Below are 15,830 nucleotides of genomic sequence, written 5' to 3' on the forward strand. Positions count from 1 at the left end.
AAACGCGCGCGGTCAGCGCCGCCGCCGCGTCCTTGTGCGCGGCTCGGCCTGCGCCAACTCTTCCTGCCGTGCGAAAATGCCGTCAGCGCGGCGGAACACCTCGCGCAAATGACGGCGCATCGCTGCCACCGCCTGGGCCTCGTTGCAGGCCGCGAGCCCGTCCAGGATCTCCTGATGCTGCGCGATCAGGAGCGGAATGTGGCCGGCATCCTCGATCAAGGTCAGATGCCGGACGCGGTCGAAATGGATCTTGGTCTGGCGGATCACCTGCCAGACATGCGGATGCCGGCTGGTGCGGGCGATGGTCTGGTGGAACGCCTCGTCATGGGCGTAGAACTCCGCGGGAGTCGCGGCCGCCTTCTGCTTGTCGATCAGTTCGTTCAATTCACGCAGCGACGTCGCATCGATGTAGCGCACGGCCTCGGCGACCAGCGCGCATTCGAGATGCTCGCGGATGAACTGGGCTTCTCCGAACGCCTCGCGCGACACCGGCGCGACGACGCTGCCGCTCTGCGGATAGATTCGAACCAGATCGACATCGGCGAGCTTGATCAGCGCCTCGCGCACCGGCGTGCGGCTGACGCCGAGCCGCTCGCACAGATCGAGCTCGGCCATCGGCGTCCCCGGCGGCAGCGCGCCGGAGACGATGTCCTCGAGCAGCCGCTCATAAACCTGGTCGGCGAGCCGCCGCCCGGCCTTGCCGTCCATTCGCGTCAGCGGTGTCAGATCGTCATCCATAACGGCAGTCTATCCGATTCACAGGAAGCCGATCGAGATCCATGGCAGGAACACGATCAGCAGCAGCGCAACCACGAGCGCGGCGAGATGCGGCCAGACATGGCGGATGACCTCGTCGGGCGAGGCGCGGCCGATGGCGCAGGCGAGATAGAAGCCGACGCCGAACGGCGGCGTGAACAGGCCGAGCCCCATCGCGAACACCGCGATGATGGCGTAGTGCACCTCGTGCACGCCCATCATCCGCGCGATCGGGAACAGCAGCGGCCCGAACAGCACCACGGCCGGCACGCCTTCCAGCACGCTGCCGAGCACGACGAAGGCGAGGGCCGAGATCAAGAGGAAGCCCCAGCGGCCGCCGGGTACGGCGACCATGAGATCGACGAGCTGTTGCGAGAAGCCGGACTGGGTCAGCGCCCAGGCCATGCCGGTGGCCGCACCCACCACCAGCAGGATCGCGCCGGACAGCGAGGCGCTATCGACCAGGATCGGATAGACCCGCTTCCAGTCGAACTGGCGATAGATGAAGATGCCGACCAGCACCGTGTAGATGACGCCGATGGCAGCGACCTCCGTCGCGGTGGCGACGCCCTCGACCACCGCCGAGCGGATCACGATCGGCAGGCCGAGGCCGGGGATCGAGATCGCGAACAGCTTCAGCCGCGTCTTGGCATCGAAGCGCTGCGCGCCGCTCATGTCCTCCTTGCGGGTCTGCATGAAGACCACGACGGAGAGCGCGATCAGGCCGACCACCGCCGGCAGCAGCCCGCCGGTGAACAGCGCGGCGATCGATACGCCCGTGACGGATCCTACCGTGATCAGCACGATCGAGGGCGGAATGGTCTCCGACATCACGGCCGAGGCCGACAGCAGCGACACCAGATCGCCCTCCCGGCTGCCGCGCTGCTTCATCTCCGGAAACAGCGCCGGCGCGACCGCCGCCATGTCGGCCGCCTTGGCGCCGGAGATGCCCGAGACCAGGTACATCGCGCCGAGCAGCACATATTGCAGGCCACCGCGGAGATGGCCGATCAGCGACACGAGAAACAGGATCATCGCCCGCGCCAGCCCGGCGATCTCGATCAGCGCTCCCAGCAGCACGAACATCGGCACCGCCAACAGCACCATGTGCGACATGCCCTCGCTGACCCGGCCGGGTACGATCGAGACGGGCACCGTGGTGCTGAAATGCAAGTAGGCGACGGTCGCGAGCAGGAAGGCGAAAGCGATCGGCGCGCCGATCACCATCGCAGCCGCGACGAGGACGAAGAAGAAGATCACGAGATTGTAGTTGCCGAGATCCTCCAGCACGGGCGCGGCGGCATAGAGCACGCCTGCCCCCGCCAGCACCAGCGCCAATGCGCCGACGATCTGAGGCAAGCTCGCCTGCTCGATCAGCCGGTCGACGGCGGTCAGCAGCATCAGCAGCACACCGACCAGCATCGCGGCCTCGCGAAAACCTTCGCTGATCTCGAGCACCGGCATCCGGCTGATCATATGGCTTTCGAGATGATGCCAGGACGGCATCACCAGCGCGACCAGCACGGTGCAGACCAGCATCAGCCCAAGCGCATCGGTGCGTGCCCGCCATGCCGGCGAGAGGTTGCGCACAAAGGCGGTGAGCCGCATGTGCTCGGCGCGGCGCAGCGCGACGACGGCACCGAGCATCGCCAGCCACACGAACAGCACGGTCGCGAGTTCGTCGGACCAGATCAAGGGCGCATTGAAGACGTAGCGCGCGGCCGTCGCAGCACCGAGCAGTACCAGCTCGGCAACGACGAGAGCAGCGGCCAGCGCCTCGACCGTGCGGCCGAGCAGCTGATCGAAACGCGCGAACGCGCCATGCGACGGCACAGGAGTCGTCGCTGTCATGTCAACGGCCATTGCATCCTCCCCGCAGATTGCTTGCGCGTCCGCGCGCGATGCCAGCCTCAGAGCTGGCCGACCGACTTCTCGAGCAGGCCCCAGGCCTCGGCGCCGAACTTGGTCTTCCACTCGGTGTAGAAGCCGGCGGTGCGCAACGCGTCACGGAACGGCTTGGTGTCGACCTTGTTGAACGCGACGCCTCCCGCCTGCATTTCGGCTTGCGCCTTTTCGTTGAAGCTCTGGATGTCCTGCCGCTCCTTCACGGCGGCCTCCGACAGCGCCGCGGTGATGGCGTCGCGCACGTCGGCGGGCAGACCGTTCCAGCGCGTCGCATTGGCGAAGATGTGGTGACCGTCCCAGATATGGCCGGACAGCGCGATGTATTTCTGCACCTCGTAGAGCTTGGCGCTCTGGATCAGCGCCAGCGGATTCTCCTGGCCGTCGACGATGTGCGTCTGCAGCGCCGCATAAAGCTCGCCGAAATTGATCGGCGTCGGCGCAGCACCGAGCGTCTTGAACAGCGTCACCCACAGCGGATTGCCGGGCACGCGGATCTTGAAGCCCTTGAGATCGTCGGGCGAGGCGATCGGCTTGGCGCCGGAGGTGATGTTGCGATAGCCATTGTCGAGGCATTTCGGGAGCACGTGCAGGCCGACCTTGGCGAACTCGCCGCGCACATGATTGCCGAGATCGCCATCCATCGCCGACCACACCTGGTCGTAGCTCTCGAACGCGAAGGCTATGGCATTGATGCCGCCGATCGGCACCACGGTCTGGTTCACGCCGGACGTCGACATGAAGTCGAGCGCGCCGCTGCGCACCTGCGAGAACATGTCGGGCTCGCTGCCGAGCTGGCTGTTCGGATAGACCTGCAGGTCGACCAGACCACTGGTCTGCTTCTTGATGACCTCCGACGCCTCGATGATTCTGATGACGCCGGGATGGGTGGCGGGAAACGCCGTGCCGTAACGCAGGCGATACTTGGCCGATTGTGCCTGGGCTGGCCCGAACGCCAGGGCAGACGCCCCCGCGAGTGCGGTGCCGACGAAGCAGCGACGGGACATGGATGTGGGCAAAGACATTGGCAAACCTCCCCTGCCGGCCCGCTTGGGGGCCTTGTGTATGTCATTCCTATAACGTCAGCCTATAATGGATACCAAATCTGCTTTCAATAGATAACTTGTATCCAAGTATCGAGGTTGGTATATGACGGCGGCTCACTTTCGAGATGAGCACTGAGGGGATGGAGGAACGCGTGAAGAGCCTCGTGGTGGAGCGGCCCGGCCGCCTGTCGATTGAAACCCGCGCCATCCCCGAGCCCGCCGCCGGCGAGATCCGAATCAAGGTCGAGCGCGCCGGCATCTGCGGCTCCGACATCCACATCCTTCACGGCAGCAACCCGTTTGCGCGCTATCCGCGCGTCATCGGCCATGAATTCTTCGGCCGCATCGACAAGCTCGGCGACGGTGTCGACGCACGGCTCGGCGCTCGCGTCGTGGTCGATCCGGTCGTCGCCTGCGGCCACTGCTATCCCTGCTCGGTCGGCCGTCCCAATGTCTGCGCTGAACTCGCCGTGCTCGGCGTCCACCGCGACGGCGGCTTTTCCGAATATGCCTGCGTGCCGGCTGCGAACGCGCATCTGCTGCCGGACAGCGTCGACGACGACAAGGCGCCGCTGGTCGAGCCGTTCTCGATCGCCGCCAACATCACCGACCACACAAGCGTGTTTGCCTCCGATGTCGCGCTGGTCTATGGCGCCGGGCCGATTGGGCTGACCGTGATCCAGGTGCTCAAGCGCGTCTATGGCGTCAAGGAACTGATCGTCACCGACCGCATCGACCAACGCCTCGACGCGGCGCGGCACAATGGCGCCGATCGCGTCATCAACACCGCGCAGACCGCCCTGCCCGCAGCGCTCGCGGACGCCGGCCTGAAGCCGACGCTGATCATCGATGCCGCCTGCCATCCCGCCATTCTCGCTGACGCGATCGAGATCGCCTCGCCCGCCGCGCGGATCGGCCTGCTCGGCTTCTCGGCCGAGCCGTCCACGATCGTGCAGCAGAAGGTCACGGCGAAGGAGCTTTCGATCCACGCCTCGCGGCTGAACAGCGGCAAGTTCGCCAAGGTGATCGACTGGTTCGCCAGCGGCACCTTGCAGCCGGAGCGCCTCATCACCCACCGCTTCAGGCTCGACGCCTACGCCACCGCGTTCGAGACGTTCGAGCACAACCAGACTGAATGCTGCAAAGTGCAGCTGATCTTCTGATGCAAACCATCTGATCCAAAACATGGACCGCCTCGGCACCGCCACGCTCCACCGCCTGCCCGCCGGCATCGTCAGGCCGGACTACGACCGTACGACGGTCGCGACCGGGATCGTCCATCTCGGACTGGGCGCGTTCCATCGCGGCCACCAGGCCGTCTACACCGACGCGCTGCTCAAGGACGATCCGCGCTGGGGCATCCTCGGCGTCTCCTTACGCTCACCCGACACCCGCGATGCGCTCGAACCGCAAGGCGGCCTCTACAGCGTGACGGCCAGCGATGGCGCCGGCCATGCGCGGCGCGTCATCGGCGCGCTCACCGGCGTTGCGGTCGCGCCGGAAGATCCTGCGGGCCTGATCGCACGGCTGGCCGATCCCGCGGTGCGTATCGTCTCGACGACGGTGACCGAGAAGGGCTACAGCCACGATCCGGCCACCGGCGCGCTGCGCGCCGATGACCCCGACATCCGTCATGACGCTCTCAATCTCACGCATCCGCGAAGCACGCTCGGCTTCATCGTCGGCGGCCTGCGGCTGCGGCGGCAGCGGGGCCTGCCGCCCTACACCGTGCTCGCCTGCGACAACCTTCCCGCCAATGGCCACACCTTGCGCGGCCTCGCGATCGCCTTTGCCGAGCTCGTCGACCGTGATCTCGCCCGGTGGATCGCGGACAATGTCCGCTTTCCCTCGACCATGGTCGACCGCATCGTGCCGGCCACCACCGACGCCGACCGCAGTGATGTCAGCGCCGCGCTCGGCCTCGACGACGCTTGGCCTGTCGTCACCGAGCCGTTCAGCCAATGGGTCATCGAGGATGATTTCGGCGGTGGCCGTCCGGCATGGGACGTCAGCGGCGCGCAGTTCGTCCACGACGTCGCCCCGTTCGAGCTGATGAAGCTCCGGCTGCTCAACGGCGCACACTCCACGATCGCCTATCTCGGCTATCTCATGGGATGCGAGACAGTCGCCGCGGCGATGGCCGAGCCTGATCTTGCCGGTCTCGTCGAGGACATGATGCGCGACGAGGTCACGCCGACCCTGCCCGCGCTCGGTGGCTTCGACGTGGCGGCCTATCGCGCCGCGCTGCTCAACCGCTTCCGCAATCCGGCGCTCAAGCATCGCACGGCGCAGATCGCGATGGACGGCTCGCAGAAGCTGCCGCAGCGCCTGCTCGGCACGATCCGTGACCGGCTGGCGCGCGGCGTGCCGATCACCCGGCTCGCGCTCGCCGTTGCGGGATGGATGCGCTACGTCAGCGGCACTGACGAGCACGGCCAGCCGATCGCGCTGCGCGACCCGCTTGCGATACGGCTGCGTGCGCTGGCGGATGACGCCGGCCCGGTCGCGAGCCGGCTCGCGCCGGCGTTGTTGTCGGTTACGTCAGTCTTCGGCCACGGGTTGCCGAACGATCCTCGTTTCGCGCGTGCGGTTGAGACGGCACTCGGTAGCCTCTTCCTGAATGGAACCCGTGCGACTGTCGCGCGGATCCGGCAAGACGTAGGCTGACGTCACGTCGGCTCTGGCCGGACGAACGGGCGACATCAGCATCGAACTAAACGTTCGGCAACAGCTTGCCCGGATTCATCAGCCCGTGCGGATCGAGCGTAGCCTTGAGCTGTCGCATCAGTTCCAGCTCGAGCGGCGGCTTGCACAGCGGCATCTCGGCGATACGGAGCTGGCCGATGCCGTGCTCGGCGCTGATCGAGCCCCTGCGGCGGGTGATCTCGTCGTGGACGATACGGGTGATCCACGCACCGTGCTCGTAGAACTGCGCCTCGCTCATATCGAGCGGACGCATCAGGTTGTAGTGCAGGTTGCCGTCGCCGAGATGGCCGAACACCATGGGCCGGACGCCCGGCAGCGCCGCACGGACTGCTGCATCCATCACATCAACGAAATCGGCGATCTCGGCGACGGGGACGGCGATGTCGTGCTTGACCGCCTTGCCCTCGCGCACCAGCGCCTCCGACACGCTTTCGCGCACGCGCCAGAAAGCCTTCGCCTGCGTGCCGTCCTGAGCAACCACGGCATCTGAGGCGATCCCGTTCGCCATCGCCTCGGCCAGCGCAGTTTCGAGCCGCACGGTCAGCGCGCTCTCGTCACCAATGTCGCTCAGTTCGATCAGCACTGCCGCGCCGGGAAGCGCCGCGAATGGCAGCCGCGTGTCCGGCATCTGGCGCAGGATCATCTCCAGCGTCGCCGCGGTCAGGAACTCGAACGCGGTGAGCCGGTCGCCGCAATGCGCACGCGACAGCCGCAGCAGCGCGAGTGCGGCGGCTGCATCGGCCACGGCGACGAAGGCGGTCGCACGCGCGGTCGGCTGCGGAAACAGCTTGAGCACGGCGCCGGTGATGATACCGAGCGTTCCTTCCGAACCGATGAACAAATCGCGCAGCGCGTAGCCGGTGTTGTCCTTGCGCAAGGAGCGCAGGCCGTCCCAGATCCGGCCGTCCGGGAGCACCACCTCGAGGCCGAGCGTCAGCTCGCGCATCACGCCATAACGCAGCACGGCGACGCCGCCGGCATTGGCCGCGAGATTGCCGCCGACGGTGCAACTGCCCTCGGAGCCCAGGCTGAGCGGAAACAGCAAGCCGGCCGCGCGCGCGGCGTCCTGCACCTTGGCCAGTACGACGCCGGCATCGACCACGATGGTCTGGCCGATGGCATCGACCGCGCGGATACGGTTCATCCGCGCCAGCGACAGCACGACCGCCCTTCCGCCCGCATCCGGCGTCGCACCGCCGGACAGGCTGGTGTGGCCGCCCTGCGGCACCACGGCGGAGCGCGCCTCGGCGCAGGCCACCATGACGGCCGCAACCTCCGCGGTCGAGCCGGGGCGCACCACCGCAATCGCCGCGCCGTGATACTTGCCGAGCCAGTCACGCAGATAAGGCGCCTGATCGTCGGCTGCGACGAGAACATGGGCGTCGCCAACGGCGCTCCGCAGCCTTTCGATCAGCTCCGTCATGATCAGCGCTTTGACCCTTTGATGGCTTGAGAGGCCGATGCCCGCAAACTAACAGGCCAGCCGATCGCGATCCCAATACCAAGTTGTCCGGCGTCCATAATCGATTGTTATGGGTGCGTTCAGGCCGGCGCCAGCGCCACTGGCGGCGCGATGTGCGGCACGGCTTCGACCAGCTCGCGGGTGTAGTCGGTCTGCGGGTTGGCGAACAGCGCCCGGCTCTCGCCCTGCTCGACGATCAGGCCGGTGCGCAGCACGATGGTGCGGTCGCACATCATGCGCACGACGTTGAGATCGTGGCTGACGAACAGGAAGGCGAGATTGTCCTCGCGCCGAAGACGGTTCAGGAGCTGCAGCACCACGGCCTGCACGGAGACGTCGAGCGCCGCGGTCGGCTCGTCCAGCACCAGGAGCCGCGGCCGGCAGGCAATGGCCCGCGCGATGCCGACGCGCGCCTTCTGGCCGCCGGAAAGCTGGTGCGGAAAGCGCGACAACAGCTCGCGCGGCAGCCCGACGCGGTCTGCGCATTCCTCCACGCGCTGGCGCAGCTTGTCGCCGTTGCGCATGTTCATCAGCCGAAACAACGGATGAGCGACGCAGTCGAACGCGGTATAGCGCGGATTGAGGCTGTCGTTCGGATCCTGGAAGACGATCTGAATGTCCTTGCGCAGCTCGCTCGCGTGGAAGTCGCGTGCCGGGATCTGGCCGATCGGCCGCCCGTCGAACAGGATCTCGCCCTCGCTGGGATCGATCAGGCGGCAGATCATGCGCGAGGTCGTGCTCTTGCCCGAGCCGCTCTCGCCGACCAGGCCGACGCTCTCGCCGCCGCGCATCGTCATCGAGAAGTCGGCCACCCCAACGGTGCCGTCGTCGAAGCGCTTGACGATGTTCTTGACGTCGAGCAGCAGCGGCGTGCCGTGCGGCGGAGGCGGCAGCTCGCTTATCTCGACCAACGGAATCCTCTCGCCATCGGGCACCAGATCCTCGACGCGCGAGGTCGCCGTCGGCGATGCCGCGACCAGACGCTTGGTGTAGGGGTGCTGCGGGCGATAGAACAGCGTCAGCGGCTCGGCCTGCTCGACCAGCCTGCCCTGCTCCATCACCACGACGCGCGCGCAGTAGCGCGCGGCCAGCCCGAGATCATGCGTGATCAGGATCGTCGCCATGCCGCGGTCGGCGGCGATATGAGCGAGCAGATCCATCACCACCTTCTGTGTGGTGACGTCGAGGCCGGTGGTCGGCTCGTCGGCGATCAGGAGCTGCGGACTGCAGGAGATCGCGATCGCGATCATCACGCGCTGGCACATGCCGCCGGACAGCTCATGCGGATAGGCGCCCATGCGCCGCTCGGGATCGCGGATCTGCACAGCCTTGAGCAAGCTCAGAGCCTCGGCCTGCGCCTCCTGCCGCGACAGACGGCGATGGGCGAGGATCGCATCCGCAATCTGCTGGCCGACGGTGCGGATCGGGTTGAGCGCGGCGCGCGGGTTCTGGAAGATCATCGCCATGGCTGCGCCATGCAGGCTGCGCAGATCGGCGCCGCCGGCGCGGGTGATGTCCTGGCCCTTGAAGCGGATGCAGCCGTCGGTGATGCGGCCGGCCTTGTCGAGCAGATGGGTGATGGCAAAGCCGGTCACCGATTTGCCGGAGCCGCTCTCGCCGACAAGGCCCAGCATCTCGCCGGGCTGCAGCGACAGCGACACGCCGCGCACCGCCTCGACGAGGCCGCGACGAGTCGAGAAGGTCACCTTGAGGTTCTCGACCTCGAGCAGCGGCGCCGTCACGTGCGCATCCTCGGATGCGCCCGGCTCTGCTTGGTTCTGACGAGACATCACGTGCGCATCCGGGGATCCAGGATGTCGCGCAGGCCGTCGCCGAGCAGATTGAAGCACAGCACCGCGCTCATCAGCGCAAGTCCGGGAAACGCCACCAGCCACCAGCGCCCCGTGGAGATGAAGCGTGCGCCCTCGGCGACCATGATGCCCCATTCCGGCGTCGGCGGCTTGACGCCGAGGCCGATGAAGGAGAGGCCCGCGGCATTGAGAATGGCCCAGCCGAGATTGAGCGATATCTGCACCGCCATCGCCGGCAGCACGTTCGGCAGCAGGAAGCGCAGCACCACGGCGATGTGGCTCTCGCCGCAGGCCCGCGCGGCCTCGACCCAGCCGAGATTACGGCGGATGTTCACTTCGGCGCGGGCGAAGCGGATGTAGAACGGCAGATTGATGATCGCGGTCGCGATCACGATGTTCTCGACGCGGTTGCCGAGCGCGGCCACCATCGCCATCGCCAGCACGAACAGCGGGAACGCCATCAGCACGTCGACGAAACGGCCGACCGCCTTGTCGAGCCGGCCGCCGGCATAGCCGCACAGCGCACCGACGACCGACCCGAGCGCGAAGGACACGGCGACCGCCGTCACCGCGATGGTGAGATCGAGCCGGCTTGCGACGATCAGGCGGCTTAGCACGTCGCGGCCGAGCTGGTCGGTGCCGAACCAGTGCGCGGCGCTCGGCGGCTGCAGCGCGGCGGAGACCTCGGACGCGACCGGATCGTAAGGCGCGAGCCACGGCGCAAAGATCGCGATCAGTGCCAGCAGCAGCGCGCCGCCGGCTGCGACGGCGGTGACCGGATTGCCGCGTAGCACGAACGCGGTATGGCGCAGGGTCGACGCGGTCTCGATCGTGCTCATGCTCACGCCACCGTCGCCCTGGGATCGGCGATGCCATAGAGCAGATCGACCAGCAGATTGACGATCACGAAGATCGTCGCCATCAGCAGCACGAAGCCCTGCACCGGCGCGTAGTCCGACACCAGCAGCGCATCGAGCGCGTAGGAGGCGACGCCCGGCCAGGAGAACACCTTCTCCACCAGCACGTTGGCGCCGAGCATGGTCGAGAATACGATGCCTGCGATGGTGATCACCGGAAGGATCGCGTTGCGCAGCGCATAGGTGACGACGATGCGCCACCACGACAGCCCGACCGAGCGCGCGGTGCGCACGAAGTCGCTGCCGAGCGACACCAGCATCGAGGCGCGGGTGATCCGCGCCAGCGGCGCGATCACGAACAGCGCCATGGTCAGCGCCGGCAGCATCAATTGCCGCGCCGCCGCCCACCAGCCCTCGAGATCGCCGGCGAGCAGGAAGTCGATGATCAGGAAGCCGGTCCGCTGCGGCGGCAGAGTCGCGAAGATGTCGATGCGGCCCGTGGGGTCCGGCGCGAAGCCGAGCAGATAATAGAACACGTAGATCAGCAGCAGACCGGAGACGAAGGTCGGCACGCAGACGCCGAGCGAGCAGAACAGCCGCACGCCATGATCGACCAGCGAGCCGGGCCTGAGCGCCGCGAGCACGCCAAGCGGCACCGCCGAGACCAGCGCGATCAGCAACGCGGTCAACGTCAGCTCCAGCGAGGCCGGCAGCCGCTCCTTGAGGTCCTTGGCAACGGCCTGCCCGGTCATCATCGAGCGGCCGAGATTGCCGCGGCCGACGTCGTACAGATAGATCGCGAGCTGGTTCGGCAGCGGCTTGTCGAGCCCGAGCTGCCGGCGGATCACCTCGATCTCCTCCTGGCCGGCATTGGGACCGGAGGCAAAGAACACGGCCGGGTCCCCCGGCAGCACGCGCATCAAGAGAAAGGTGAACACCAAGACGCCGAACAGCGCCGGCAGCGACGAGACGAAGCGTCGTCCCGCCCGAGCCAAGGTTGCGCCGATCGTGCCCATGGTTATCTGCCGTCCCCGTTACTTGCGGCTCAGGTTACGATAATCGACCTGCCGCGTGAACTGGTAGACATAGCCATCCACCGTCGGCTGCATTACCGCGTCCTGCGCTGCCTGCCAGATCGGGATCTGGAACATCTGGTCGAAATGGACGGCGTTGAGCGCCTTGCCCTGCTCCTCATATTTCGCCTTGTCGGCCTCGAAGCGCGCCTCCTGCGCGATCTTCTCCAGCTCGGCATTGTCAGTCGAGGAATAATTCCAGCGCTGCTTGCCGGTGTAGAAGTTGCGATAGAAGTAGTCGGTCGAGGGCAGCCAGGCGACGATGCCTTCGGTGAAGAACGGCAGCTTCTTCTCGTTGATCGCGGTCGACATCTGCGCATCCGGCAGCTTCTGGATGTCCACCTTGATGCCGATCTTGGCGAGCGATTCCTTGACCAGCGCGGCCATCGGCTCGGCGGTCGCCGCCTGGCCGACATTGAAGCTGAAGGTGGTGGAGAAGCCGTCCGCCATGCCGGCGTCCTTCAGATAGGCCTTGGCCTTTTCCAGATCGAGCTTGATCGGCTGCGGGATCGGATAGCCGCCGCTCGGCGGCTTGCCGTCAGCCCACGTCGCGCCGTAGAGCGGCGCGCCGCGGCCGAACAAGGCCGCCTTGAACATGTCGTCATAGGGCAGCGCAGAGGCGATGGCGCGACGCACATTGACGTTGTCGAACGGCGGAATGGTGTTGTTCATCGAGATGAAGGTCACCGCGTTGTATTGCGGCGTCGAGATCACCTTCAGCTTGCCCTTGCTTTCCAGCGACTGCACGTCGCTCGCCTGCAGATCGATGACCAGATCGGCATCACCGCGCTCGACGAGGTTGGCGCGCGTCGCCGGCTCTGGCACCGACTGGATGATCAGGCGCTTGAACGCCGCCGGCTTGTCCGGCGTGCCGCGGTTCCAGGCCTCGTTGCGCTTGGCGATCACTTGCTCGCCGGGCTTGAAGGTCTCGACGATGTAGGCGCCGCTACCGGCCGCGTTCTCTTTGGTCCAGTTCAGCGCCCACGGATCTTCAGCGGTCACATGCGCCTTGGCTAGCTTGGAGTTGATGATGATCGGATAGACGGTGGCCAGATTCGGCAGCGCCAGCTTGTCCGGCTTCGGCAAGGTCACTTCGAACGTCAGGGGATCAATGACCTTGAACTGATCGGCCGACGTCAGCGAGCCCGTCAGCAGTTGCGCCTTGCCGAGGATCGGCGCGCTGACACAGCGGTCGAGCGACCATTTGACGTCCTCGGCCGTCACCGGCGAGCCGTCCTGGAACTTGGCGTCGGGGCGCAGCTTGAAGGTGATCTTCAAACCGTCAGCGCTGACCTGATAGGATTCAGCGAGCTCGCCGGTGATCGTGTCGAGATCGAACACCCACTTACCATTGAGCTGCTTGCGACCGAACGACACCAGCCGGTCGTAGCTCGACATCGACAGCGCGAAGGCCTCGCGCGTCGAGCCCGGAATGTTCGGATCAAGCGTGTTGACGGTGGCACCGGTGACATAGCGCAGAGTCTCCGCGCGGCTCTGCGCATGCGCCGATGGCGCAGCCAGCATCACCGCGAGCAAGGCGGTCGCAGCGAACAACGAACGTTTGGACATCTCGAAACTCATCGCCCTTGTTCCCTCATTGGTCTCAAAATCCGGGACTGAAATACCCTGCCAGCGGTCACCGGCGACGCAAGCGCATCAGATGGAAGCGCATCAGATGGAAGCGCAGCAGCAATTCACGTGCCACGGCGCACCTCGGCCTGCTTCACATCGTAGGCCTGGAAGTTGGCCCAATGCTTGTCGATGTCGGCCTTGAACAGCCCGCGCGTCAGCCCATGCACGAGCTTCGGCACCGCTGTGGTCATTGCATTGATGGAAGAACCCGACGCGCCGAAGCTCATCGTCGAGGCAATGGCGAAAACATGGACGTCGCAGATCCACGGCGTTGCGCCAGCCACACGCTCGCACAGCGCATAGTCGTCGGCGAGATAGGGAAAGGCGCCAAGCCGGTCGTTGCGCTCGCTGGCATCGGGCGTGTAGCGATCGCACCAGCGCGCGATGTTGGCGGCAAAGCGCTGCAGCTCCGGACGCTTTGCGAAGTCCATCGAGATGCCCGTCGCGCTGATCACGAAGTCGACCGCGACGTCGCCTTGCGGCGTCTGCAGCACGACTCCGTCGGACGATTCGCGCGCGGCCACGATCGGCGCGCCCTCGTGTAGATGGAACGCGGCATGACGAGCGCACCGATCGTAGGTGTGCTGCGGAAAGCCCTCGCGCAATTCGAGGACCGCGCGCATGAAACGCCAGCGCCAGGCGTCGTCGAGTTCGGAGAAATGCCGCAGGAAACCGCGGAACGTCAACCAGCGATAGGGTTGGATCAGTTGGATTTCCGCGCGGCGGCATAGCAGATCGACGCGCGCCGCACCGGCTTCGAGTGCAGCCGCCGCATTGTCGAACGCCGAGGCACCGGCGCCGATCACGGCGACCCCGCGGCCGCGCAAGCTGTCGAAATCGATCTCGGCGCCGGAATGGGCGCCGCGCGTTGCGGGCAGATCGCGCAGCGGCTCCGGAATGCTCCAGTCGCCCATCCCCTCCTGCCCGGTCGCCAGCACGATCTTGCGCGCGTAGATCGTCGCCTCACCATCCTTGCTGCGCACGGTCGCCTGCAGCAGTCCATCAGCGGCCGGCGCGATATCGACGACCTCGCAGCCGTTGCGCACGGGAAGGTCGAGCACCTCGCGATACCAGGCGAGATAGTCTGCCCAATATTCGCGCGGAATCAGGTCAAGATTGCGCCAGCTCTCGCCGCCGAACTTCGCCTCGTGCCACGCCTGATAGGTCAGACAGGGTATGTCGAGATCCGGTCCGGTGAAATCTTTCGGGCTGCGCAGGGTCGGCATGCGCGCATAGCTGAGCCACGGTCCTTCGCGGCCAGCTTCGGCCTTGTCGAGCACGAGAATATTGCTGACGCGTGAGCGCAGCAGGGCGAAGGCGGTGGCAAGACCGGATTGGCCGCCGCCGACGATCAACACATCGCGCGCAGGTCGGCCATCGGGACCGATGATAGGCGTCAGCCATGGCATGCTGGGATGCGCGATCCTGGCAAGATCGCTGCGGACCTGGGCCGTCAGCGCGGCGAGACCGGCGCTCATGCCGGCCACCGGATGAAACACGCGCAATCGCGATCGACACGCTCGCTGTCGCTCACGCTCTCTCCATCAGTCATGTCACCCGGCGAGCGAAACTTAGCAAAGCGAGCCTGGAGCCGACCATACCGATTTGTCCGCCGCCCATAACAGCTTGTTATGGGACGGCAGCGGCAGCTAGAATCGACAGCCATCCGCAGCGAGACAAGAGGTCGCATGCCGCTCAATCTGCGCCAGATCGAGGTGTTCCGCGCCATCATGATGACAGGCTCGATCAGCGGCGCTGCGCGGCTGCTGTCCGTGTCGCAGCCCGCGATCAGCCGGCTGCTGGCCTATACCGAGGATGGCCTCAAGCTCAAGCTGTTCGAGCGCATCAGCGGCCGGGTGCAGCCGACGCCGGAGGCCAGGCGGCTGTTCGCCGAGGTCGAGCAGGTCCATCGCGGCGTCGCGCGCATCAACGATCTCGCCGACGAGTTGCGCGCGGGCGGCACCGGGACGATCCGCGTGGTGGCGAGCCCGAGCGCGGGACACAGCATGGTGCCGGAGGCGCTGGCGCGGCTGCGCGGCCGCTTTCCCGACCTGCGTGTCGAGTTCGAGTCGCTGACCCTGCTGGAGATCGTCAGCCGCGTCGGCACAGCCCGCGCCGATCTCGGCATCACCGTGCTGCCGGTCGACGAGCCGACAGTCGCGGTCGAGACGATCGCGGAGGGCGCGCTGCACGTGATCATGCCGGCCGATCATGCCCTGGCGAAGCTGCGCAGCATCAGGCCGAAGGACATGCTGCCCTATCCGCTGGTCGGCTTCGGCCGGCAGACGCCTTATGGCCACATCGTCACATCGGCCCTCGCCGGCGGCCCGGAGCCGACCACGATCGTGCGCTACACGCCCGACGCCTGCGCCATGGCCCGCGCCGGCGCGGGCCTTGCCGTGGTCGACGAATTCGTGCTGCGCGGCCGCGCCTGGCCCGACCTCGCGGCACGGCCACTCGCACCGAAGATTCCGATGCGCGCGTATCTCCTGACGCCACGCTTCGAGCCACTGTCTCGCAACGCGGCCGCGCTTGCGGACATTTTGCGCGGGCGCGATCGGAAATCCGGCACTGCGAGGCGTTGA

General features: G+C 66.5%; 12 protein-coding genes. 3 read left to right on the top strand and 9 right to left on the bottom strand.

Annotated elements, in window-relative coordinates; genetic code table 11:
- Positions 1-12: 12 nt before the first annotated feature.
- Genes QX070_RS18760 through QX070_RS18770 form a run of 3 tightly spaced genes read right to left on the bottom strand, consistent with a single transcriptional unit; the run spans position 13 to position 3,683 of the window.
- A complete protein-coding gene (locus QX070_RS18760) occupies positions 13-738 on the bottom strand; it encodes a GntR family transcriptional regulator (RefSeq protein ID WP_315738476.1) in 726 nt (241 codons plus the stop codon).
- Positions 739-756: 18 nt separating this feature from the next.
- On the bottom strand, positions 757-2,619 hold the full coding sequence (locus tag QX070_RS18765; protein WP_315738477.1) for a TRAP transporter large permease subunit: 1,863 nt from the start codon (positions 2,617-2,619) through the stop codon (positions 757-759).
- 47 nt (positions 2,620-2,666) lie between these two features.
- Positions 2,667-3,683, bottom strand: a complete 1,017-nt coding sequence (locus QX070_RS18770; protein WP_315738478.1) for a TRAP transporter substrate-binding protein — start codon at positions 3,681-3,683, stop codon at positions 2,667-2,669.
- A 173-nt stretch (positions 3,684-3,856) separates the two neighbouring features.
- Here QX070_RS18770 and QX070_RS18775 point away from each other — a divergent pair, with 173 nt between their 5' ends.
- Entirely contained in the window at positions 3,857-4,867 is a 1,011-nt protein-coding gene (locus tag QX070_RS18775) for a Zn-dependent oxidoreductase (RefSeq protein ID WP_315738479.1), read from the top strand.
- 22 nt (positions 4,868-4,889) lie between these two features.
- Complete coding sequence (locus QX070_RS18780; RefSeq protein WP_315738480.1) at positions 4,890-6,371, top strand: mannitol dehydrogenase family protein; 1,482 nt, start codon at positions 4,890-4,892, stop codon at positions 6,369-6,371.
- A gap of 46 nt (positions 6,372-6,417) precedes the next feature.
- Here QX070_RS18780 and QX070_RS18785 read toward each other — a convergent pair whose 3' ends face one another.
- From QX070_RS18785 to QX070_RS18810, 6 genes are all read right to left on the bottom strand, one after another.
- On the bottom strand, positions 6,418-7,833 hold the full coding sequence (locus QX070_RS18785) for an FAD-binding oxidoreductase (RefSeq protein WP_315738481.1): 1,416 nt from the start codon (positions 7,831-7,833) through the stop codon (positions 6,418-6,420).
- 119 nt (positions 7,834-7,952) lie between these two features.
- Positions 7,953-9,614 (bottom strand): ABC transporter ATP-binding protein, encoded by a 1,662-nt coding sequence (gene nikE / locus QX070_RS18790; RefSeq protein ID WP_315738482.1) that lies wholly within the window; start codon positions 9,612-9,614, stop codon positions 7,953-7,955.
- 47 nt (positions 9,615-9,661) lie between these two features.
- Positions 9,662-10,522: an ABC transporter permease gene (locus QX070_RS18795; protein WP_315738483.1), complete on the bottom strand. Its 861-nt coding sequence runs from the start codon at positions 10,520-10,522 to the stop codon at positions 9,662-9,664.
- Positions 10,523-10,524: 2 nt separating this feature from the next.
- A complete protein-coding gene (locus QX070_RS18800; RefSeq protein WP_315738484.1) occupies positions 10,525-11,556 on the bottom strand; it encodes an ABC transporter permease in 1,032 nt (343 codons plus the stop codon).
- An 18-nt stretch (positions 11,557-11,574) separates the two neighbouring features.
- The gene (locus tag QX070_RS18805) at positions 11,575-13,194 is read right to left on the bottom strand and encodes an ABC transporter substrate-binding protein (RefSeq protein ID WP_315738485.1); all 1,620 of its coding nucleotides are present in this window, start codon (positions 13,192-13,194) and stop codon (positions 11,575-11,577) included.
- Between the two features lie 113 nt (positions 13,195-13,307).
- Positions 13,308-14,723 carry an NAD(P)/FAD-dependent oxidoreductase gene (locus tag QX070_RS18810; protein ID WP_315738486.1) on the bottom strand — a complete coding sequence of 472 codons (1,416 nt, stop codon included), beginning with the start codon at positions 14,721-14,723 and terminating at the stop codon, positions 13,308-13,310.
- Positions 14,724-14,933: 210 nt separating this feature from the next.
- Between QX070_RS18810 and QX070_RS18815 the strand changes: the two genes are divergently transcribed.
- On the top strand, positions 14,934-15,830 hold the full coding sequence (locus tag QX070_RS18815; protein WP_315738487.1) for a LysR family transcriptional regulator: 897 nt from the start codon (positions 14,934-14,936) through the stop codon (positions 15,828-15,830).

The organism is Bradyrhizobium sp. SZCCHNR1093 (genome assembly GCF_032381175.1).
In the GTDB taxonomy this organism is placed as follows: Bacteria; Pseudomonadota; Alphaproteobacteria; order Rhizobiales; family Xanthobacteraceae; genus Bradyrhizobium.